This is a genomic window from Aminobacter sp. DSM 101952 (genome assembly GCF_001424795.1).
Classification (GTDB): Bacteria; Pseudomonadota; Alphaproteobacteria; order Rhizobiales; family Rhizobiaceae; genus Aminobacter; species Aminobacter aganoensis.
Window position 1 is genome coordinate 26,145 of sequence record NZ_LMCL01000002.1, and the last position, 22,080, is coordinate 48,224.

21 protein-coding genes are annotated in these 22,080 nt (G+C 65.0%); 15 read left to right on the plus strand and 6 right to left on the minus strand.

Translation table 11 applies throughout. The annotated features are described in order from the left end of the window. Positions 1-144 precede the first annotated feature (144 nt). From ASC75_RS03625 to ASC75_RS03635, 3 genes are all read left to right on the plus strand, one after another. Positions 145-1,077, plus strand: a complete 933-nt coding sequence (locus ASC75_RS03625; RefSeq protein WP_055970665.1) for an alpha/beta hydrolase — start codon at positions 145-147, stop codon at positions 1,075-1,077. 275 nt (positions 1,078-1,352) lie between these two features. Next, the gene (locus tag ASC75_RS03630; RefSeq protein WP_055970666.1) at positions 1,353-1,817 is read left to right on the plus strand and encodes a YbaK/EbsC family protein; all 465 of its coding nucleotides are present in this window, start codon (positions 1,353-1,355) and stop codon (positions 1,815-1,817) included. A 149-nt stretch (positions 1,818-1,966) separates the two neighbouring features. Next, on the plus strand, positions 1,967-2,197 hold the full coding sequence (locus tag ASC75_RS03635; protein ID WP_055970667.1) for a hypothetical protein: 231 nt from the start codon (positions 1,967-1,969) through the stop codon (positions 2,195-2,197). A gap of 54 nt (positions 2,198-2,251) precedes the next feature. Here ASC75_RS03635 and ASC75_RS03640 read toward each other — a convergent pair whose 3' ends face one another. Further along, positions 2,252-3,043 (minus strand): DeoR/GlpR family DNA-binding transcription regulator, encoded by a 792-nt coding sequence (locus ASC75_RS03640; protein WP_244487748.1) that lies wholly within the window; start codon positions 3,041-3,043, stop codon positions 2,252-2,254. A gap of 230 nt (positions 3,044-3,273) precedes the next feature. On the opposite strand from ASC75_RS03640, the gene ASC75_RS03645 reads away from it, so the two are divergent. Next, positions 3,274-6,567, plus strand: a complete 3,294-nt coding sequence (locus ASC75_RS03645; protein ID WP_055970669.1) for an autotransporter domain-containing protein — start codon at positions 3,274-3,276, stop codon at positions 6,565-6,567. Positions 6,568-6,609: 42 nt separating this feature from the next. Here the strand turns inward: ASC75_RS03645 and ASC75_RS03650 are convergent, their stop codons facing one another. Beyond that, a complete protein-coding gene (locus ASC75_RS03650; protein WP_055970670.1) occupies positions 6,610-7,614 on the minus strand; it encodes a murein L,D-transpeptidase family protein in 1,005 nt (334 codons plus the stop codon). Between the two features lie 174 nt (positions 7,615-7,788). Between ASC75_RS03650 and ASC75_RS25820 the strand changes: the two genes are divergently transcribed. Further along, positions 7,789-7,980 carry a hypothetical protein gene (locus ASC75_RS25820; RefSeq protein WP_156381095.1) on the plus strand — a complete coding sequence of 64 codons (192 nt, stop codon included), beginning with the start codon at positions 7,789-7,791 and terminating at the stop codon, positions 7,978-7,980. A 27-nt stretch (positions 7,981-8,007) separates the two neighbouring features. Here ASC75_RS25820 and ASC75_RS03655 read toward each other — a convergent pair whose 3' ends face one another. Both ASC75_RS03655 and ASC75_RS03660 read right to left on the minus strand, forming a co-directional pair. Further along, a complete protein-coding gene (locus ASC75_RS03655; protein ID WP_055970671.1) occupies positions 8,008-8,901 on the minus strand; it encodes a LysR family transcriptional regulator in 894 nt (297 codons plus the stop codon). Between the two features lie 17 nt (positions 8,902-8,918). Next, positions 8,919-9,974 (minus strand): YeiH family protein, encoded by a 1,056-nt coding sequence (locus ASC75_RS03660; RefSeq protein WP_082496378.1) that lies wholly within the window; start codon positions 9,972-9,974, stop codon positions 8,919-8,921. Between the two features lie 215 nt (positions 9,975-10,189). Here ASC75_RS03660 and ASC75_RS03665 point away from each other — a divergent pair, with 215 nt between their 5' ends. The 4 genes from ASC75_RS03665 (at position 10,190) to ASC75_RS03680 (ending at position 13,388) form a co-directional block, all read left to right on the plus strand. Continuing rightward, positions 10,190-11,083, plus strand: coding sequence for a DMT family transporter (locus ASC75_RS03665; RefSeq protein ID WP_055970672.1), 894 nt, complete (start codon positions 10,190-10,192; stop codon positions 11,081-11,083). A gap of 159 nt (positions 11,084-11,242) precedes the next feature. Further along, positions 11,243-11,734: an acyl-CoA thioesterase gene (locus ASC75_RS03670; RefSeq protein ID WP_055970673.1), complete on the plus strand. Its 492-nt coding sequence runs from the start codon at positions 11,243-11,245 to the stop codon at positions 11,732-11,734. Positions 11,735-11,844: 110 nt separating this feature from the next. Then, a complete protein-coding gene (locus ASC75_RS03675) occupies positions 11,845-12,591 on the plus strand; it encodes a hypothetical protein (protein ID WP_156381096.1) in 747 nt (248 codons plus the stop codon). Between the two features lie 2 nt (positions 12,592-12,593). Next, entirely contained in the window at positions 12,594-13,388 is a 795-nt protein-coding gene (locus ASC75_RS03680; RefSeq protein WP_055970675.1) for a hypothetical protein, read from the plus strand. Positions 13,389-13,439: 51 nt separating this feature from the next. Here the strand turns inward: ASC75_RS03680 and ASC75_RS03685 are convergent, their stop codons facing one another. Continuing rightward, positions 13,440-14,348, minus strand: a complete 909-nt coding sequence (locus tag ASC75_RS03685) for a LysR family transcriptional regulator (protein ID WP_055970676.1) — start codon at positions 14,346-14,348, stop codon at positions 13,440-13,442. A 134-nt stretch (positions 14,349-14,482) separates the two neighbouring features. Here ASC75_RS03685 and ASC75_RS03690 point away from each other — a divergent pair, with 134 nt between their 5' ends. From ASC75_RS03690 to ASC75_RS03715, 6 genes are all read left to right on the plus strand, one after another. Next, positions 14,483-15,439 (plus strand): ABC transporter permease, encoded by a 957-nt coding sequence (locus tag ASC75_RS03690; protein ID WP_055970677.1) that lies wholly within the window; start codon positions 14,483-14,485, stop codon positions 15,437-15,439. Next, positions 15,436-16,422, plus strand: coding sequence for an ABC transporter permease (locus ASC75_RS03695; protein ID WP_082496379.1), 987 nt, complete (start codon positions 15,436-15,438; stop codon positions 16,420-16,422). The genes ASC75_RS03690 and ASC75_RS03695 overlap by 4 nt, the downstream gene beginning before the upstream one ends. A gap of 32 nt (positions 16,423-16,454) precedes the next feature. Then, the gene (locus tag ASC75_RS03700) at positions 16,455-17,447 is read left to right on the plus strand and encodes a sugar ABC transporter substrate-binding protein (RefSeq protein ID WP_055970678.1); all 993 of its coding nucleotides are present in this window, start codon (positions 16,455-16,457) and stop codon (positions 17,445-17,447) included. 28 nt (positions 17,448-17,475) lie between these two features. Further along, positions 17,476-19,047 (plus strand): sugar ABC transporter ATP-binding protein, encoded by a 1,572-nt coding sequence (locus ASC75_RS03705; protein WP_055970679.1) that lies wholly within the window; start codon positions 17,476-17,478, stop codon positions 19,045-19,047. Positions 19,048-19,123: 76 nt separating this feature from the next. Then, positions 19,124-20,068 carry a ribokinase gene (locus ASC75_RS03710; RefSeq protein WP_055970950.1) on the plus strand — a complete coding sequence of 315 codons (945 nt, stop codon included), beginning with the start codon at positions 19,124-19,126 and terminating at the stop codon, positions 20,066-20,068. A gap of 90 nt (positions 20,069-20,158) precedes the next feature. Next, positions 20,159-20,998, plus strand: coding sequence for a hypothetical protein (locus tag ASC75_RS03715; protein WP_082496382.1), 840 nt, complete (start codon positions 20,159-20,161; stop codon positions 20,996-20,998). Between the two features lie 84 nt (positions 20,999-21,082). Here ASC75_RS03715 and ASC75_RS03720 read toward each other — a convergent pair whose 3' ends face one another. Then, on the minus strand, positions 21,083-22,018 hold the full coding sequence (locus ASC75_RS03720) for a LysR family transcriptional regulator (RefSeq protein WP_055970681.1): 936 nt from the start codon (positions 22,016-22,018) through the stop codon (positions 21,083-21,085). Positions 22,019-22,080 lie beyond the last annotated feature (62 nt).

A 22,080-nucleotide genomic window follows, 5' to 3' on the forward strand; every position in this document is an offset into this window, starting at 1 on the left:
GAGGAGATCTCGCAAGTCTCCGTATGGCCTCAGAAAAAAACGCGAGGCGTGGAAAAACTCTCCACCGGTGTCGGCGTCCCGTCGTTTGGTTCGTCCTAGAGGCAAGAGGGTCGCGAGGCCGGGATCGAGAAAAGGGACGAGGACATGAACAAGCGCAGTTTCATCGCCATGCTGGCGGCGGCGGCATTTGCAGTTGCAACGGGAGGGATGGCCATGGCCGAGACGACGAAATCGAAGCCGGCCGACGTCAGGACCGGCCATGCCGAGGTCAACGGCGTGAGTTATTATTACGAGATCCGCGGCGAGGGCGAGCCGCTGCTGCTGCTGCATGGCGGATTGGGTTCGATCGACATGTTCGGACCAGTGCTGCCAGCCCTGTCGAAGGGACGGCAGGTGATTGCGGTCGATCTCTACGGCCATGGCCGCACCGCGCTGACCGAGCGCAAGATGAGCCTCGTCGACATGGGCGACGACATGGCCGGGCTGCTGAAGACGCTCGGCTACGACAAGGTCGACGTCATGGGCTATTCGATGGGCGGCGGCGTCGCCTTCCGGCTGGCCGTGCAGCATCCCGGAATGGTGCGGCGCCTGGTGCTGGTGTCGGCTGGCTATGCCCAGGACGGCTTCTATCCCGAGATGCTGCCGATGCAGGCCCAGGTCGGCGCCGGCATGGCCGAGATGATGAAGCCGACGCCGATGTACCAGGCCTATGCGGCAGTGGCGCCGAAGGTCGAGGACTTCCCCAAGCTGCTCGACAGGATGGGCGAGATGATGCGCACCCCCTATGACTGGGCCGATGACGTCAAGACGCTGAAGATGCCGGTCATGCTGGCCTATGGCGACAGCGACATGTACCGGCCCGAGCACATCGTGAAGTTCTACCAGCTGCTCGGCGGCGGCCTGAGGGACGCCGGCTGGATGCGCGAGACGATGTCGCAGAACCGCTTGGCGATCATCCCCAACAGGACCCATTACGACGTCTTCTTCGCGCCCGAACTGGCCGCGATGGCGCTGCCCTTCCTCAACGGCGAGACCAAGGTGAAAACCTGGGACGAGCAGGTCAAGGCAGCGCAATAGGCGCGGGCGCCGCAGGCTTGGCCGGGACAGCCGTCGCGCGCTCCGAAATCGGGCGCGCGGCGGTCTTTTTGTTGCCGTCCGCGGTCGCTCAGTGTATCTTTCCCGCGCGTTCGAAATACCCCAGTTGGGGCCTCGAAACTTCGGCATACCGGCAAACTGGCAATGAGTTGGCCATGGCGGGATCGGACAGTCCGATACCATCGCTTGGGTGCCAGCCGCCTGCTCCGCCTGTTCCGGTCAACAGCGTCCGATGTACGCCCACCGGAGGAACGGTCATGGCTATCTCATTGACGATGCAAGAATATCTAGAGGACAATCACATCCGCTACGACGCCGCAAAACATGCGCGGACCGGCTGCTCGATGATGACTGCCGAGGCGAGCCACGTGCCCGGCAATGCCCTTGCCAAGGGCGTGGTGCTGAGATGGGAGGACGGCTATGTGCTTGCCGTGCTGCCGGCCTCGCGTCATGTCGACCTCGCCAGGATGCGCGAGATCATCGGCGACAAGGTGCGGCTGGCAACCGAAGAGGAGGCAAGCTCGCTGTTTCCCGACTGCGACGAAGGCGCCGTGCCTATCCTCGGCGTGCCCTACAGGGTGGCTTGCGTGGTCGACGAGCAGCTGCGCCGCGGCAGCGACGTCTATTTCGAGGGCGGCGACCACCGCACGCTGGTCCATGTCTCCGGCGACGAGTTTTCGCGCCTGATGTATGGCATGCCGCAGGCCCGTATCAGCTGGTAGCAGCGGCGATACGCAATTTTGGCAAGGCGGCCGAGCGCCAACGGCCGCCAGTCGACGAAAAGCCCGTTTCGTGTCACGCAACCGCCATTTGCCGGTCATGGTTCGGGATTATGTTGTGTCTAGTCTAATGGTCACGAACGGAGGCGACTATGGGCGATCAGCCGGAACTGACGCTTGAGGAACTGTTGCACGACCCGATCATCCTGAAGCTCATGGAGCGCGACGGATACAGCGCCGACGACATCCGCATGCTCGCGCGCCATGCCATGGCAGGTACCCAAGGGTGGGAAAGCGTGTCGTCCAGGGTCAGCGCCCGCCGGCGAAGCAGGCTGTTTCACCCCGTGCCTTCGACCTGCGCCACCCCGACGCTGTGCCCTTAGGGCACAGCAACACTCTCCCGACATTTCTGACGGCAGAAAGGTCCGCCTGAACTTCTAGACGCGGATCTCGACGCCACTGTCGCGCAGCCTGGCGAGCAGACGCTCTTCCGGCGGCGCATCGGTGACGAGCGTGTGGATGTCGCACAACGATCCGAGGCGGACGAGCGCGCGGCGGCCGAACTTCGAGCTGTCGACGGCCATGATGGTGCGCGCGGCCTGGCCCATCGCAGCGGAGACGGCGGCGACCTCAGCATGGTCGTCGTCGCCGATGTCGCCGTCATGGTCGACGCCGCTGACCGAGATGACGGCAATGTCGAACTTGAAGCGCCTGATGTAGTCTGCCGTCTCCTCCCGGAACACGCCGCCGTCGACCTGGCGGACGAAGCCGCCGGGGACGGCAACGGCGAAGTTGGTGCTTTCACTGAGCGTCGTGGCGACCCGCAGCGAGTAGGTGACGACGCGCAGATCGCGGTGCCGGACCAGCGCCCGCGCCACCGCCTCGCAGGTGGTGCCGGTGTCGATGAACACGGCGGCGCCGTCGGGGATGAGTTCGGCGGCGAGGCGGCCGATCTTCTCTTTCTGGGCGGCATTGTCGACGCGGCGCTGGCGCAGCACCGCCGGCTCGACCGGCGTCGATATGGTGGCTCCGCCATGCAGACGGCGCACCTTGCCGTCCTGTTCGAGCGCCATGATGTCGCGACGCGCCGTCTGTGTCGTCACCCCGTAAAGCGTAGTGATCTCCTCGATCGAGACGTAGTGGTTTTTCTCCAGATAGCTCAGGAGCTGCGCCTGGCGCCTCGACTTCTTGTCGTCCTGGTCCATGCCGGGTCCGTGTGTTCTGGGCATCTGCGATCCGGTCTCCACAATCCTAGCTAGCAAATTCCCGTGCCGGGTTCACCCGGCTCCTCCGGCGATGTGCGGAGTTTCGGGATCGTACCCAATAATGTTGTAAAAGTGACATCTAACAAAACTAATGTCCGAATCCGTACTTTTCAGTGACCGCAACATGTCATTCGCACGCCAGCCCTGGCGGTTTTGTGACAATGCGCGGTCGCCTCGCACACAGGAGTTACGCGATGACGACTTTCCAACATGGCGCCGACGACGCGCCTGGCCAGGCCCGCCACAACAGGCGCATGCGCACCGCTGCGGCCGCGCTGCTGTGCGGCACCGCTCTGGCGCTCCAGGCGGTTTCGGCCCAGGCGGCCGAAGATTCGATCCGGATCCTGACGCTCAACACCTGGCTCGACCGGTTCAAGGCCAATCCGAGCGTGATGTCCGAATTCCTCACCAAGGGCAATTACGATGTCCTGACCTTCCAGGAACTGCAGACCAACAGCACCTACACACGCGACATTCCCGGAATCCTGAGCGGGGCCGGGCTTGGCACGTTCGGCAAGCGGCAGGACGGCGACGTCGGCGTGATCTCGCGCCTGCCTGGGAGCTTCGGCGCCAACAAGCTGGGCGATACCGCCACCTACACATTGCTCGATGCCACTTCGAGCCGGCCGCAGAGCTACGTGGCAACCACCCACCTGAATTATTACGATCCCTCGACCAACCGCATCGGCGAAGCCAAGGGGCTGAACCAGTGGGCGGCCTCGGCAACGGCCCCGATCATCATGACGGGCGACTTCAATGCCGGCGACGTGTCGGAGCGCGGCCTGCACTCGATTAGCCAGCAGGAACGGCTGCTCAGGATCTACACCAAGGCGCCGACCAACGCCTTCTATCTCAGCCTGCTCAAGCAATATGCCAAGGACCAGGCGCAGCTCGACGCCTTCATCGCCCAGTGGAAGGGCAAGGGCAATGCGGCGATCGATGCGGCTCCGATCCCTCCGGATCTGTTCGCCGACGAGATGTATCCGGTCGCCGGCAATCTGCCGCAGACCATGAACATCCTGAAGAAGCAGTATCAGGTGCTGCAACTGCCGGAGGAGCGCGAGCAGTTCTCGCCGCATGCGCTGAACGACGGTTCGGTGACCTGGCCCTCGCATGGCGAGGACGCGACCAACACCTGGGGCAGCTGGCACCGCGTCAAGATCGACCACTTCCTGGCCTCGCGGCCCTTCGGCAAGTGGTGGCAGATCGACGATGACAAGGACGATCCCTATCTCGGCGTCATCACCGACGTCAGCTATGTGACCAACGCCAACGGTACGAAGACGCCGCTCTCCGACCATGAGCCCGTGGCGCACAATGTGCGCTGGGTCGGGCCGCAGCTCGAAACCTATGATGACAATGGCACGCAGAAGACCCGCGTCGTCTGGGGCAAGGATGCCTCGACTTTCTCCGAGCGCGGCAAGGAGTTTTTCCTCACCCGCAACAATATGCGCGACGACGTCTATCTCGGCCAGATCTCGGACGAAAACGGCCTGCCGATCCTGGCCGGCCTGACGGAGGCCGAGAAGAAGACTTTGCTTGACTGCAAGAGCACCGATGCGCGCTTCCAGCAGGCGATCGCCGACTATTGCATCGACGATCACAGCTTCATCGGCGAGCTCAAGGTGGCCGATGGCGGCACCGTCGTCGTCGAGGAGGATGCGGCGCTCGGCACGGACCAGGCCAGGCTCCGGCTCGATGGCGGCAGCCTCAAGGTTGTCGGCACCGGCATGAACGTGCTTGCCCGCAACCTCGTGATGGAGGCAGGCGGTGGGGCGCTCGACATCGCCGACGCCGGCAATGTGCTCGGCATCGCCAAGGAGATCTCGGGCGAAGGCAGCCTGACCAAGCTCGGTCTCGGCGGGCTCGTGCTCGAGGGCACGCACAGTTACACCGGCGAGACCATCGTCAAGGCCGGTGCGCTCTCGCTCCAGGGCTCGATTGCTGCCTCGGCGCTGACGACGGTCGGCGCCGGCGGCGCGCTGGGCGGCATCGGCACGCTCGGCAACACCGTGGTTGCCGCGGGCGGCGTGCTCGCGCCGGGCAATTCGATCGGCACGATCAATGTCGCTGGCGACATCACCTTCGAGGCGGGTTCGGTCTTCGAGGTCGAAGCCAACGACAGGGGCGAGAGCGACAAGGTCGCGGCGTCGGGCAAGGCGGTGCTTCAGGGCGGCTCGGTGCTGACGCTAGCCTCGGGCAACAACTACGCGCCGCAGACCCGCTACACGATCGTCACCGCCGCCGGTGGCGTGACCGGCGCCTTCGCCGATGTGAGCTCGAACCTCGTCTTCCTCGACCCGACGCTGGCCTATGGCGCCAACGATGTGACGCTGACGCTGAACCGCAACGACATCAGCTTTGCCGACGTCGGCGCCAACGGAAACCAGAAGGCGACAGCCGCCGCCCTTGAAAGCCTCGGCTTCGGCAATGCCGCCTATGCTGCCGTCGCCAATCTCGACGAGGCCGGCGCGCAGGATGCGTTCGAGCAGATGTCGGGCGAGGTGCATTCCTCTGCCAGGGGCATGATGATGCAGGACGGCGGCGTCATGCTCGACGCCGCCACCAGCCGCATCGACCAGGCCTTCGGCGAGGTGCCTGCCGCGAGCATGCCGGTCATGGCCTATGGCGACGACGGCCTCGAACTGGTGGCGGCCGACACCGACCGTTTCGCGTTGTGGACGCGCGCGTTCGGTTCGTGGGGCGACAGCAAGGCGGATACCGCCAATGTCGGCTTCGACCGCAGCACCGGCGGCCTGCTGGCCGGCGGCGACGCGCTGGTGGGCGATGCCTGGCGCGCCGGCGTCATTGCCGGCTACAGCCGCTCGTCGTTCGACACCGCCAATGGCGGCTCGAGCGGCAGCAGCGACAACTACCATCTCGGCGTCAACGCCGGCACGCGGGCGGGGCCGTTCGGCCTGACCGTCGGCGCCGGCTACACCTGGCACCGCTTCGATACCGCACGCCAGGTTGCCTTCGCCGGCTTTGCCGACGCGCTGTCGGCGAGCTACAGCGGCGGCACGGCACAGGTGTTCGGCGAGGCGAGCTACAAGGTCGATGCTGGGCGCTTCACGGTCGAGGGCTTCTCCAACCTGACCTATGTCAACCTGCGGACGGACGCCTTCACCGAGAAGGGCGGGGCGGCGGCACTGTCGAGCGCGGCATCGAGCAGCGACGTGACCTTCACCACGCTTGGCGTGCGCGGCTCGACAGACGTTTCGCTGGGCGCGAGCGAGGCCACGCTCCACGGCACGCTGGGCTGGCGCCATGCCTTCGGCGACGTCGCGCCGACCTCGTCCTTCGCCTTCGACGGCAGCGGCGGCTTCGACGTCAGCGGTGCGGCCATCGCCAGGGATGCGGCCGTGCTCGGCGCCGGCATCGACTTCGCGATCGCGCCGAAGACCAGGCTCGGCATCAGCTACACCGGCCAGGTCAGCAGCAAGGCTTCCGACCATGGCATCGATGCCAAGCTGGCGGTCAGCTTCTAGGCATCGGACAGCATCGGCGGCCATGGTCGCCGATGCACCGGCTCATTCGTCCGGGGAGTGCGGGTCGGCCAGGGCGGCATCAGGCCGGCTGATCGGAACCGAAGTCATTGACGTCCTCTTGGCCAGGTCGGCCTGGCCGTCGCGCTTGAGCAGCTTGCGGAAGCTGGGGTGCATGCCACCATCGGCATAGGCATGGGCCGAGAGCGCGGTCCCGGTCGAGATGAGGTTGCCTGCCGTAACTGTATCTGCCTGCGTCTTGGCGGCAATCTTCGGATCGTCGCCATTCAGGGCTGGCGGGCAGGCTGCAAGCACGTCGCGCGGTTCACCGCCCTCGAACTCCCTGTCGAAGACATAACGCCCGCCGCAGGCGGACACCTTGGGCTGCCGGCGGGTTACCTCGAAAATATCGTAGCCTCGCTTCAGGTCGGACCAGAACGCGAAATTGGGATCGGAACCGTTTTTCGCCATGTTTCCGGGTGTCATGCGAAACGGAAATGCCTGGACCTGGAACGAGCCCTGGCCGCCGGCAAGCGCCTCGCGCGCCACCGCATAGATTTCGGCGACGCCTTGATCCGTGAGGGCGAAACAGCCGGACGACGAGCATGCGCCATGCACCATGAGGGCTTCGCCGGTATAGCCGAGAGCCGACTCGAGCCTGTTTGGGTAGCCCAGGTTGAACGACAGGTAGTATTGCGAGTTGGGGTTCAGCATCCCGGCGGAGACATGGTAGAAACCTTCGGGCGCCTGCCTGTCGCCGGTGCGTGTCTTGGGCCCGAGCTTGCCTGACCATCGGCACATCGGATAGGTCTTGAGCAGCGCGAACTTGCCGCTCCGGTCACGCTTCCAGACCTCGAGTTCGCTTTCCTGCTTGAAGATCCGGATGAGAATGGGCGCCGCCGGCGACATCGCCTTGCGCGACATTTCCGCCTTGAGGGCGGCCGGCACTGGCCGGGTCGCCTTGCCATCCACCTCGAGCACGCTCGAGACGTAACTGCTCAGCAAGACTGCAAGGGCTGCAACCGCAGCCGTTCTCAGCGCATTTCGCATTCGTAGATACCATGTTGTGCCGGCCGAATTGCCCGGCGTGGTCGACACAGTTTCGACCCATCATGGTTAAGGCAATGTTTCCGCCGGCGTGAGCGGCAATGTGGCGCAGCCACCGGCAGCATCCAGTCGCCACTCCTTGGGTTAGAAAAGGCGAAGCGACACCGAGGCATCCCCATGCAAGCTGCACCTGGCACGATGAGACACCTGAGCGCCGAAGAAAGCCAGATGATCCAGCGCCGAAGAGCACGTTCGAACTGGATCATTCTGACGATCCTTGCGCTATTCGCCGGCGGTGTGTTCGCGCTCAGCTTCTTCCACCTTGCTGCCGAGGCGCGCCCGCCTCAGGAAACAGTGTCGCCCAACTGATCGCCACCGGCGAGATTTGTCGTTCCGTCAGGCGCGTCGCGGACCGGCGCCGACAAGTCCGAGGAATTCGCGTGCCGCCCGCGTCGCATAACGCTCCTTGTGGCGGAGCGAGAAGAAGCGGCGCCTGGGCAGTTCGAAATCGATGGCAACGAGCGTGCCGGCCTTGAGCGAGGCTTCGGCGACGAGCCGCGACATGACCGCGACGCCGGCGCCGGCCTCGACCGCGGCCCGGACGGCCTCGTTCGACGGCAGTTCCAGAGCGATGTCGAGGCTGCCCTGTTCGAGGCCGCGGGCGGTGCGGACGGCCTCGAAATGCGCCCGCGTGCCCGAACCCGGTTCGCGCAGGACCCAGCGCGCGGCCTGGAGGTCGCGCTGGCTGCCGGGGGCATTGCCGGTCCAGGGATGGCCGGGAGCTGCGACGAGAACCAGTTCGTCTTCATCGACCGGCTCGATGGCCAGGGCCGGATCGTCGACTTCGCCCTCGACGAAGCCGAGATCGGCAACGCCGTCGCGGACCAGTGCTGCGACCGTTTCTGTGTTGCCGATGGTGACGTCGAGGTCGATGCCGGGATAGCTGGACCGGAAACGATGGGCGATGCGTGGCAGCCAGTAGTTGGCGACCGTCTGGCTACCGGCGAGCTTGAGCGCGCCGCGCTTGAGGCCGGCGAGGTCGGCAAGTACGATCTCCGCCGACTGGGCGCGGGCGAGCACCGCACGCGCCTCCGACAGGAAGATGCGGCCCGCATCGGTCAGAACGATGCGGCGGCCGACGCGGTCGAAGAGCTGGGTCTGGTAGCGCGCTTCGAGCACCGACACCGCGGCACTGGTCGCCGACTGCGTCAGGTTGAGCGCTTCGGCGGCACGGGTGACGTGCTCGCGCTCGGCCACCGCCACGAAGATCCTGAGCTGTTCGAGGGTCACGGCATTCCTTTCAGTCGTCAGCCGGCAAGCTTGACCAGCATTAGACTGAAAAGCGCAATGAAAAGGAATGCGCCAAGACCAAGCAGCAGTGGACGGGCGCCACGGGCGCGGAGCTTGGCGACGTCGGTTTCGAGGCCCATGGCGGCAAGCGCGGTGGCCAGAAGGAACGTGGTCAGCGTGACGATCCACGTCTTTGCCTCGGCAGGGATCTCGACCAGGCTGTTGAAGCCGACCATGGCGATGAAGCCGAGCACGAACCACGGCATCGGGGCAGGGGCGCCGTCCCGGGCCGAGCCTGCCGACCTGGCGTGGCTCCTGGCAAGGACACCGAGCGCGATCACCACAGGCGCCAGCATCATGACGCGGGTGAGCTTTGCCACCGTGCCGAACTCGCCGGCCTGCTGGCCAGCCTGGAAGCTTGCCGCGACCACCTGGGCGATCTCGTGGATGGAGGCGCCGGCCCACAGGCCATAGGCATGGGCGTCGAGGTGGAGCAGACCGGGCAGCAGCGGATAGGCGAACATCGCCACCGAGCCGAAGACGGTGACGCAGGCGACCGCATAGGCAACGTCCTCGTCCGGCGCGCGGGTCACCGTATTGGTGGCGATGACCGCCGAGGCGCCGCAGATCGAGGTGCCGGCGGCGATCAGTTCGGCCAGCTTGCGGTCGACGCCGATCGCCTTTCCCAGCCACAGCGTGAAGCTGAAGGTGCCGACGAGCGTCGCAGCAATGATGGCGATGCCGGTGGCACCCACCTCGGCGACCTGGCTCGCTGTCAGTTGCAGGCCGAGCAGGATGATGGCGAAGCGCAGCAGCTTGCGCATGGAAAAGGCCACGCCCGCCTTGGCTGCAACCGGAGTGCCCCACAGATTGTGCACCGCCATGCCGATGACGATGGCGATGATCATCGGGCTGAAGCTCGATATGCCAGGAACCAGCCGCAGCGCAAACGCGATGCCGGCGATGGCTACCGTCAGCGCAACGCCGGCCAGGAGGCCGGAACGGCTTTGGTGGCGCGCCTGTTGTGGGCTGACGGTGACGGTGTTCGGGTCGAATCGACTGTGGGCATTCATGGCTTGGTCCTTTCGGGCACAAGCTATGGTCGCGCTTTTGATCAATCCAACGCGTAATAACGCTTGAATCGTTCGAGACAGTCGATTGGTTTCGCGGTGGCCCTGTCGCCGCGGTGCCGTGCCACTCGACGAAACATCGGGCGCATCTATAGCGGTGAATCAGAAGATGCGAATGTACCGCCTCTTCGTACGTACTCTTGCCAGTTGGAACATCGATGCCTGTTCACGAGATCGCAGCAATCGGGGCCGCGACATGCTGGGCCGTAACGGGATTGATCTCGGCCGGCCCCGCCGGCTATCTCGGCGCGCCGGCATTCAACCGCCTGCGGCAGATCTTCGTGACGGGGCTGCTGGCAATCTATGTCGTGTTCACCGGCACATGGCGCGAACTCGACGCCGGCAGTGCGGGACCGCTGCTGCTGTCCGGCCTGATCGGCATATTCGCCGGCGACACGCTGCTGTTTGCGGCGTTGAACCGGCTCGGACCCCGGCGCTCCGGCATCCTGTTTGCGTTGAACGCACCGATTGCCGCCGTGCTCGGCTGGCTGTTGCTGGGCGAGGATCTTGCGCCAATGGCTGCCGCGGGCATCGGCCTGACGGTTGCCGGCGTGTTGCTGGCAATCCTGTTTGGCAAGCGCCGGGCGCAATTGCATGCGTGGGAAACGGTGAAGGGGCCGTTGTGGATCGGTGTGGCGCTTGGACTGGGGGCGGCTGCCGGCCAGGCCATCGGCTCCATCATCGCGCGCCCGGTGATGGCGACGGGCATCGACCCGTTCGTCGCCTCGATGCTGCGCGTCGGCGTCGCAGCCCTGTGCCTGAGCGTGCTGATCCAGTTGCCGATACCGGCGGTCAAGCCGAGGGCGCCGCTGACATGGAAGATCGCCGCGTTGACGGCACTGACCGGCATCATCGCGCTCGCCATCGGCATGACGCTGCTGCTGTTTGCGCTTTCGGGCGGCAAGGTGGGCATCGTCTCGACGCTTTCGGCAACCTCGCCGGTGATCATCCTGCCGATGCTGTGGGCGCGGACCGGCGAACGCCCGGCCGGCGGCGCCTGGGTCGGGGCAGCGCTGGTGGTCGCGGGCATGGCGCTGATCTTCATGCGCTGACGAGGGCCGCGGCTGCGTGGCGGGCTTGAATTCTCTCGCGCCACAAGGGCACCGAGCCGGTTTGTTTTCCGCACCCGGACCGGGCTGAAACTGGTATTTCAGCCGCATCTTGGATAGCGTCGAATCGTTAGGGTGCGACGTGCAGGGAAAGGGTCATACGTGGAAGACAGGGATACGCGCCGGCTGGAAATGGTCGTGCTGATGACGCCCGAAATGGCGAATTTCAGCGGCAAGGTGCATGGCGGTGCCTTGCTCAACCTGCTCGACCGCGTCGCCTTTTCATGCGCCTCGCGCTATTCCAACAAATACGCCGTCACGCTGTCGGTCGACCAGGTGGTGTTCCGGGAGCCGATCAATGTCGGCGAGCTGGTCACCTTCCGGGCGTCGGTCAATTTCGCCGGCCGCACCTCGATGGAAATCGGCATCCACGTCGAGGCCGAGAACATCCGCTCCGGCCAGCGGCGCCACACCAACTCGTGCTATTTCACCATGGTGGCGGTCGATGATGACGGCCGCCCCACCGAAATCCCGCCTTTCGTGCCGTCGACCGACATCGACCGCCGCCGCCACCGCGCCGCCGAACTGCGCCGCGAACTGCGGCGGGAGTTCGAAGCGCGCTTCCGCGCCGCGGCGAATGCGGAAGAGGGATAGGGGAGCGGGCATTCCTCCCAAGTGCTGTCGGCGCGAACGCCCAGACAACCACGGAAATGGCGATCTTTTCAGGTTGTTCTGATCTTTTCAGGCTATTCTGATATGATGCCGTGACCGAAGAGACGACATGCAGCCAAGTCTCCCAGGCAGCTAGTACTGGCATTGAAGTCTGTTCGGATGTGGGAGGGGGTTCCACCATGCGATACTGGTTCATGGCTTGCGCTTTCCTGTTGTCTTCAGGGGCTCACGTCGGCGCAGAAGAGCTGATTTGCGACGACCCCGTGACCAATTCAGCCATCATTGGTTTTCCGCCGGGTGCCACTGTGGTGATGTATGAGGACCCCGGAGCGCATACGTGCCGCTTCTCGGTCGACGGCTGGAGCGCAGGCAGCCCGCCACGCGACGCCTTGCAGGCGGCACAACGACATATCGCTTCCAATCTGGCCGACTTCATCAACACGCGCGGTGCCAAGGACAATGGCCTTGCCCCGGCGATCGGCTTCCTGTTGGCGGCGGCCTCTCCCTTCGACAGCGGCGATCCGCGCCTTCAGCAGCCGCCTTACTCCGATGCCATCGGCGCCTGCCTGGCCAACTATCCCGACGCCGACAGGCGTCCGGTGCGGGCCTACAGCGATGCCAATGCGACCCTCGACGGCTTTTGGTGCGCAGTCGCGGATCCACGTCTGGCGACCGGCGCCGAAGGCCGGACAGGGATGCTTTCGGAGCTCAAGGATCTGTTTTCGCGGGAGGTCGAAAGCGGCATCACCTTCGTCGAGCTCACCTCGCCCTACCTCATCATCCGCAACGATCGCGAAGGCGGGCGGGAGTATCTGTTCATGGCGCTGCCAGGGGTCTGACCGTGGCCAGGGACGGCAAGCAGGACAGCAGGAAGCCGCGCGCCGCCAAAAAGCTGGGCGGCACGAAAGCGCCTCAGCCGGCGATTCCGAAGCAGGGCAAACCGGCCGTCGACGGCAAGCCGACGGCGGAAATGGCCCCGGACCAGGATCAGGGCAAGCCGGCTGCCGGCGACAGGGTGGCCGACGAGAAGACCACGGTCGCCACCCCTGCAGGCAATGTACAGCCAGGGCAGGGCCTGAAACCTGCGCGCAAGGGTATCGTTGCGGGTTTCATCGAATGGGTGAAGGAAAGGGTGGCCGGGGCGTTCAATTCGACAATTGAAGGGCTCATCGCAGTGGGTGCCGCAGGTCTGTTGCTCGCTGTGGTCACCTATTTCGGCTGGTCGTTCATCGCGGGATACTTCGGCGTGGAGCCGGAATATCCGCCGGCATATGACGAGAATGCAGCCAAGAACCCCAACGGTCCCTATCATTTCATGCCGATGGTCGACTATGCGCGGAATGCCCTGGGCATGGAGGTCAACTGGGACCCGCCGATTGTCAAGGACAGCACCGCCATTCTCTATCCGAAGGCCCTGTCGGTGCAAAAGCTGAGGGGAAACGTGCTCGAACAGTTCGAGCAGGCGTATCCGCACTGCCTGGACATGACATGGAGCGAGGTGCGGGCCGACCAGGGCGGCGAACCCAGACAGGTCGTGACACTGCGGCTCGGACGCGTTGAAGGTCCGGGCAAGCGAGCCGGGGACCCGCGAAAATTCTATGCCTGCAAGCTGGAGAGCAAGCCCGCGTCCCCGTGACGCCTCGAGCGATCCCTTGAGATGCCGCGATGGCTGCGCTCCATCGGCGCCTTAACTGGCGATCCGGCGCAGCAGTTCGCTGACGAACCTTTCCGCCTGGTTGGACAGGCTCGGCCGGCGCCTTTGGATGATGACGTTGCCGCGTACCGTGTCCAGCGCCGGCGAGTTGAGCCGCACGAGCCCGGCGTCCTGCAGCGACGACAGGGGAAAGCGTTCCGGAAGGATGGTGATGCCGAGGCCGCGGGCTGTGGCATCGAGCAGGTAGCGCACCGAGTTGGTTTCGATGCGTATCGGGATCCCGTAGCGGCGGTTGTGGTTCTGGACCAGCCGGCCCAAGGCGGACGTGACATCGAACGAAATGAGCGAAACGTCCTTGTCGAGGTCGGGGTACCTTGCGATGGCCTCGTCGTCGAAATGCTTGCGCGAGTAGACGATCGAAAGCCGTTCGCGAACGAGCTGGGTCTTGATCATGTCGCCTGGAAACAGCGAATTGTCATGCACGATCCCGAAGTCGAATTCGCCCGTCGAGACCTGCCTGACGATCTCGGCGCTGTTGTATGTGCGGATGTTGACCGACAGCTCCGGGTTCTCCAGCGAGAACGTGCCGACGAGATCCCACAGCGTGTCGATGAAACTGCAGGTCTCGATCGCGCCGAAGACGATCTGGCCCTTCAGCTTTGGCGAGCGGCTGTCCAGCTCCATGATCGAGGCATCGATGTCGTCAAAATGCGACTGGACGCGGTTGAGCAGGAATTCGCCGTGGGCGGTGAGCGTCACGCCGCGCGTCGTCCGTCGGAACAGGCTGACGCCAAGCGTTTCCTCGAGTGAATTCATCTGCTTGCTGAGTGCCGGCTGCGAAATGCCGACGATGGCTGCGGCCTTGTGAAGGCTGCCGGCGCGCGCGATCCGGATGAAGGAGCGCAGGTAGTGGTCGGTCACATGCTGCGTGGTCTTTTTCATCTCAGCTCCTTGCCGGAAACGACGCAAGCTATCAGTACCAGTGATAACTTGAAGTTATTGCGGCGACAAGCGTGCAAGCCTTCGCAAGCCTGAAGGCGCTCGGCATACTCCTTCTGCACTAAGGGAGGAGTGACATGCCAGCTATGATCATGACCAGCGGCGCGCGGCATGCGCCGGTTATCGCCGCAGCGCTGACATTGTTGGCGGCATGGCTTTTCATCCCGCAACTTCTCGACCTGCAGAACGTCAACCAGGTCCTGCGCCAGATGGCTGTGCCCGCGATCATGGCGCTGGGGGTGACCTTCGTCGTCATCGCCGGCCGCCTCGATCTGTCGGTCGGCTCGGTGTTGTCGTGCTCCGCGATCGCCACGATCACGCTGCTCAACGAGGTCGGGCCTGTTGCGGCCATAGCTGTCGCCCTGGCGATCGGCGTGCTCGTCGGCTGTCTCAACGGTTTCCTGGTCGCTTACCTCCGCCTCAATTCGCTGATCGCAACGCTCGGAACGCTCTCCATCGTCCAAGGCATGGCGCTGATCTACACCGGGGGCGCCAATGTCGTGATGAGCGACCTCGAAGCGTCGACCTGGTTCACTTCGATCAGCCGGGGCTACGTTCTCGGCATTCCGTCGCCCGTCGTCCTGACGCTGGTTCTTGCGGTGTTGTGCGGCGTGCTGCTGCATGCCAGCACCTTTGGGCGCAAGGTCTTCGCCGTCGGCGGAAACTCCATCGCCAGCGCCTATTCGTCGATCGATGTCCGCCGGACGCTGTTTGCCACCTATGTCATCGCCGACGGTTTTGCCGCCATCGCCGGGGTTGTCTACGCATCCAGGGTCATGACCGCCCGCCACGACTCCGGCGTCGGCCTGGAACTCCTGGTGCTGTCGGCGGTGATCCTGGGCGGCACGAGCCTCATCGGCGGATCGGGCAGCGTGCTGCGCTCGATCCTCGGCATCGTCGTCATCGGCGCGATGCAGAGCGCGCTGCTGCTTCTCGGCTTCCCCTTCTACATGCAGTGGATCGCGGTCGCCGTGGTGCTGATCGCCGCTGCCTGGATGAACGTCATTTCTCGCACGGGGAGGGAGGTCGCATGAGCCTTGCCACCGATCGCCTCCAGCCGTCCGCCACGTCGTTCGACGGCCTGAAGACCTTCATCCGCAGCAATTCGGTCTGGCTGCTTGCGCTTGCACTCGCAGTCTTCTTCAGCCTGCAGAGCGCGTTCTTTTTGACGCCGTTCAACATCTCGAACGTGCTGACGCAATGCGTCTTCGTCGGCCTGCTGGCCATCGGCATGACGCCCGTGGTGATCAGCGGCAACATCGATCTCTCGGTGGGCGCCGTCGTCGGCCTGACCGCTTGCATCGTCGTCGCGCTTCAGCCTTACGGGCTAGGCGTGGCGGTGCTCGCAGCCCTTGCCGCCGGCGTGCTCGTCGGGCTGGTCAACGGCCTGATCGTCGAGAAGATGGGGATCAGCTCCTTCATCGTCACACTGGCGATGATGAGCGGGATCAGGGGGCTCACCTTCCTGGCCATCGGCGACATTTCGCTGTCGTCGACCGACGATCGGCTGAACGCCTTCGCCATGCTGGCCATTGGCCCGATCTCGATCGTCGTCGTCCTGTTCGCCGGCCTGGCTGCAGTCGTCGGCTTCGTGCTTCGCTTCACGCCGCATGGTCGCAACACCTTTGCCATCGGCGGCAACAGGAGTGCGGCGGTCGACGCCGGCATCGCGGTCTCGCGCCATGTCATCGCGAATTTTGCCCTGTGCGGGCTGATGGCCGCCATCTGCGGCATCGCCATGGCCGCCAATCTCGGCGCCGCAGCCCCGTCGTTCGGCCGCGACTACGAACTGCTCGCCATCACCGCGGTCGTGCTCGGCGGCACGCGGCTGCAAGGCGGCAAGGGCGGCGTGACCGGCACGCTGGGCGCCGTTCTCGCGCTGGCCATCCTGCGCAACGGCCTCAACCTGCTTCGGGTCTCGCCCTTCTACATCCCCGTCATCGTCGGCGTGGTGCTGATCATAGCTCTCGTCCTCGACCGCCAGGTCAACGGCCAGGCGATGCGCCACGGCGAATGAAGCGCACAAAAGTTCAACAAAGGGAGGAATACATGTCGTTCAAAACATTGATAGCGAGTGCTGCGATTGGCCTTGCGCTCATCGGCAACGCCGTGGCGGCGCCGCCGGACTGGTTTCCCAAGGAGAGCAAGAAGCCGTTCGAGGAGATCGTCGTCGGCTTCGCCAATCTCGGGCCCAGCCTCAACGGCTATGCGGCAGCCTACTTCAAGGCATTCAACGAATATGCGGCGGAACTGGGCGTCAAGCCGATCATGACCGACGCCGCCCTTGATCCGGCCCGCCAGGCCGACCAGGTCCGCGACCTGATCGCCCAGCAGGTCGACGTCATGATCGTCTGGCCGGTCAACGGCAAGGCCATCGTGCCGGCGGCGCGGCAGGTGGCGCAGGCAGGCATCCCGCTGATCATCTCCAATTCGATGATCGACGAGTCGGGCATGGAGGCGATGACCAGCTACACCGGTCCCGACGACTATGCCGAGGCCCAGGAGGCGGGCAAGATCATGGCGGCTGCGTTGAACGGCAAGGGCAACATCGTCCTGCTCAACGGCACGCCCGGCTATCGCATGGCGCAACTGCGCTACGACGGCTTCATGGAGGTCATCTCGAAGTATCCCGACATCAAGGTGCTGGATTCGCAGCCCGCAGACATGTCGCAGGCCAAGGGCCAGACCTTGATGGAGAACTTCATCACCCGCTTCGGCAAGCAGATCGACGGCGTCTATTCGGTCGATTCCGGCGTCGGCTTCGGCGCCCTGACGGCGGCGCGCGCCGCCATCCAGGAAGGCACGCTCGAGGCCGGCAAGATCAAGTTCGTCGATGCCACCATGTATGGTTTCGTCTGGGACCTGATCAAGACCGGTGAATATTACGGGTCGGTCTACCAGTCGCCGGAGGAAGATGCCCGCCTTGCCTTGCGCAGCGCCCTCAAGCTGGCGGCCGGCGAGAAGCTCAAGCAGTTCGAGTACCTCGAGACGCCTGGCGTCACCAAGGCGAATGTGGACACCATCTCGCGGCCCAACTTCTGAACCGGTAGGCCTCTTCAGGGAGTGAGCAATGCTTGACCGCAAGGTTGATGAAGATCGCAGCCGCGAGGGTTTCGCGGCTGCAGGTGAACCCCTGATGCGCATCAGGGGTATCGCCAAGGCTTTCCCGGGCGTTCGCGCGCTGGCCGGAGTGAATCTCGACGTCTTCGCCGGCGAAGTCCATGCGCTGTGCGGCGAAAATGGCGCCGGCAAGTCGACCCTGATGAAGATCCTGGCTGGCGGCATCCGGCCGGATGCGGGCGAGATCCTGCACTCGGGCGCAGCCTACGAGCCGAAGAATCCCCGCGACGCGCGCAACGGCGGTGTCGTGCTGATCCACCAGGAGATGTCGCTGGCCCCGGATCTGTCGGTGGCCGAAAACATCTTCCTCGGCAGCCTTCCGTGCAAATGGAACGGCATGATCGACCGGCGGAAGCTGAACGACGATGCCGAGCGCGCGCTCAAGGCGTGCGGCTATGACATCGATCCGGCGGCACGGGTCGGCGACCTGCCGATCGCCCGCCAGCAGATGGTCGAGATCGCGCGCGCGGCGGCATTTCCGTGCTCGGTCGTGATCTTCGACGAACCGACGGCGACCTTGACCGAAGCCGAGGCGGAATCACTTTTCCGCACCATCGAACGGCTGCGCAAGAACAACGTCGCCATCATCTACATCTCGCACAAGATGAAGGAGATCTTCCGCCTGTCGGACCGGATTTCGGTGCTTCGCGACGGCGAGACGCAGGCGACGCTGCGCACGGCGGATGCGGACGAGGCTCAGGTCATGAGCCTGATGATCGGCCGGACGCTGGATCGCCGGCAGGCGTCGACGTGGAAATTTGCCGGAAACGAGGTGCTGACGGTGTCGGGACTGTCGTCGCCGGGGGCATTCGAGGATGTCGGCTTCAGCATCTCCGAAGGCGAAATCCTCGGCCTCTACGGCCTCGTCGGCGCCGGCCGTTCGGAACTCGCCGAAGCCATCTTCGGCCTGCGCCCGGCCAGTGGGACCTTGCTTTGGCGGGGCCGTCCGGTCACCGTCAGGCATCCGCGAGACGCCGTGGCGCTGGGCATCGGCCTGGTGCCGGAGGACCGCAAGAAGCAGGGGCTCGTGCTCGGGGCCGGGGGGCGCGAAAACGTCATCCTTGCCAATTTGGCCAGGCTTTCGGCCTGGGGCCTGCTGCGCAGGACCAGGGCGGCGGCGCTCTATTCGGAATTTACCGAGCGGCTCCGCCTGCGCAGCCCGTCGCCGACGACTGCGGTGGTCACGCTGAGCGGCGGCAACCAGCAGAAGGTCGTGCTGGCGAAATGGCTGGCCACCGACCCGAGGTTGCTTATCCTCGACGAGCCGACACGTGGCATCGACGTCGGCGCCAAGGACGAGGTCTACAAGATCATCCGGGAACTGGCGGCAAATGGAATGGCGGTACTGTTGATCTCGTCCGAAATGCCCGAGGTGCTGGGGCTCAGCGACCGCATCGTCACCATGCACCACGGCCGGCTGACCGGCGAGTTCAAGGGCGGCGAGGTTGGGGAAGAAGATCTCATCCGCGCGGTGATGAGCACGGACCACAACCGGCCGGCAAAGCCGCCCGCGGCGGCCTGAACTCCGCCGCGAACCGAAACATGACGACCGGCGCGGACCGGTCCACGAAGAATTCAACGAATCCAGGATGATGGACATGGCAATGAGTGGGAACTGCAGGATTACCGTCGTCGGCTCGAACATGATCGACCTCGTGAGCTATCTGGACCGGGTCCCCGAACGCGGCGAGACGGTCTTTGGACGGTCGTTCGACCAGGGCTTCGGCGGCAAGGGCGCCAACCAGGCGGTGATGGCGGCCCTTCTCGGCGGTCAGGTAGACATCGTGACATGTGTCGGCGACGACCTGTTCGGGCCGAAATGGTTCGACCATTTCAAGGCCTGCGGCGTCGGCACCGGCCACATCTCGACCATCGCCGGCATCTACAGCGGCGTTGCCGCGATCTGGGTCGAGCCGGCGGGAGACAACAGGATCGTGCTGAGTGGCGGCGCCAACGATCATGTCTCGCCGGGCCTTGTGGACAAGGCGTTCGACGACATCGACGCAACCAACGTCGTGCTGTCGCAGCTGGAGATCCCGCAGCCGGCGATCGTGCGGGGCTTTGTCCATGCGCGTGCTCGCGGCGCGGCAACCGTTCTCAATCCGGGGCCGGCGTCGGCGCTTGGCCAGGACCTTTTGGGGCTGACCGATTGGCTGCTGCCGAACGAGACCGAGCTGCGCCTGCTTGCCCGCGAGATGTTTGGCCTGGAGCATGACGACGACGTGGCCCTGGCCAAGGCGTTCGCCCGCAAGAGCGGCATCAGGCTGGTCGTCACCCTTGGCGACCGCGGGGCGGCCTATGTCGACCCCGCCGCCGCCGATGACGCCGTCTTGTTTGCCGCCCCGAAGGTGAGCGTCGCCGACACCACCGGCGCGGGCGATGCGTTTGCCGGTGCCTTCGCCTATGGCCTCGCCGCCAAGATGGGAACCGCGGCCAGCGTCCGGCTGGCCATCGCCGTTTCAGCCGACAGCGTCACCCGGCGCGGCACCTCGGTTTCTTATGCCCGGGGCCAGGCGCTGGAGGCGATCCGGCACGCGCTCTAGCCAGCGGCCCCGGTCTGCCCTGGATGATGAATTCGAACGAGCAGCCCAGCGACTGGCGCTGCAACCAAACTGTAAAGCAAAGGACGAGACATGAACGCTCTATCGCGAGAGGATTCCGGGCGGCAGCGACCATCGGTGGCGGGCGGCAACCGAGGGCCTGGATTTGAGCTCAGGATGGAGCGCCTGTTTTCGCATGCCGACGGCCGGAGCCTCATTCTCGGCGTCGACCATCCCTTGTTCGAGGGCCATGTGTCGGGCCTGGAGAACATTCCCCGGCTGCTGTCGACCCTGCCGGAGAACGCCCTGGACGGGCTGCTGGTCAGCCCGGCGACGATGCAGGCGATGTCCTCGATGAAGCGGCTGGCGACATGCCACGCCATGCGCCTCGACACCACCGGCGCCTTTCGCCAGCACGGCGGCTCGGACATCGAGGCGACGTTGGTCGCTTCGGCCGACGACATCGCCCGCTCCGGTGCCGATGTCGTGGCCTGTTTCTTCCTCGTCAACGCCCAGGGCCACCGGCGGGTCGCCGACCACCGCGGCCACCTGGCCGGAATCGCCGCCATGTGTCGCCGCATCGGCCATCCGGTGATGGTGGAGGCGCTAGCGGTGGACGATGACGGCAACACGGTGCGCGAGACATCGCAGATCCTGCATGCGGCGCGGCTGGCGGCCGAACTGGGCGCCGACCTGCTGAAGATCGACGCCCCTCACGATGTCGCCGATCTCGGCGACATCGTCGATGCGGTCGGCCGGCCGGTCTTCATCCGCGGCGGCACCCCCAGGGACAAGGTCACCGACACGCTCCGCGATGTCGAGGCCTACGTCGCCCGTGGCGCCACCGGCCTCGTCATCGGCCGCAGCATCTTCCAGGCGGCGCAACCGGCCGAACTGCTGAAGAGCCTCCACCGCGTGGTGCATGGCGGCTGATCTGCGGCGCCGCGGCGGCAGTCGAAAGGGGCCGGGCCCGAGCCGTCAGCTCGGGCTTCGGCCACAGGAACGCCTGCGGTCTTGTCATCGTGCAAAGGCGTTCTGGCTGTGGGCAGCCGCCACCAAGAAGTCCGCCAGCCTTTGAGCCTCGCCAGCCAGTGGCGCGCTTTCGCTGTGGCAGAGATAGTAGCCCCTGTCGGTGCGCAGGACGTCCTGGGTAAGAGGCACCAGTCGCCCGGCCGCCAGTTCCGACTGCAGCAAGGCTACGCTGCCCAGTGCAATGCCATTGCCGCGGATCGCCTCGCCGATGGTCTGGGAATAGGTGCTCATGGTCTTGACGTGCCAGCCCTCGGGCCCCTCAAGCGACAGGCCGTCGAACCACACGCGCCAGTCGACCCAGTCGGGTGCCGAACGCAGATAATTGAGCAGCGGCGGACCGTCGGTTCGACGGCAATGCTGGAACGGGCCGCTGCCGTCGGCGCCCAAGGCGGCGGCCAGCGCAGGCGACGCCATCGGCACCATTTCCTCGTCGAGCAGCCGTGTCGTGCGGCACCCCGGAACCAGGCCGTTGCTGTAGACCACCAGCAGGTCGCTCTTGCCGGAGAGAAGGTCGCCCGTGTTGTCGGAGGTGACCAGCCGAGTCGGGCAGGCATCGCCGGACAGCCCGAAGGCCTGCAGCTGGGCTGTCAGCCAGAACATGCCCACGACGGTGTGGGCGCCGATGGAGAGCGGCCGCATGGCATGCTCGCGCAATGTGCCCAGCCCCTGTCGGAGGAATTCGAGCGCCATCCCGACGGTGTGATAGAGGCGTTCGCCGCTCTCGGTAGGTGCCAGTCGCTTGCCGTTGCGCATGAAGAGCGGTTCGCCGATCCATTCCTCGAGTTGATGGATGCGCTTGCTGACCGCGGCCTGCGAGACATGGAGTTCGCTGGCGCAGCCGGTGAAGCTTCCCACGCGATGGGCGGCCTCGAAGAAGATCAGGAGGTCCAGCGGCGGCAGCGCAGTCCGATATTTCCTCATAACCACTGGTTATTAGGATTGCGGAGTTTTTTCAACGTTTGTCAGCCGGGGAGGCGGGTGCA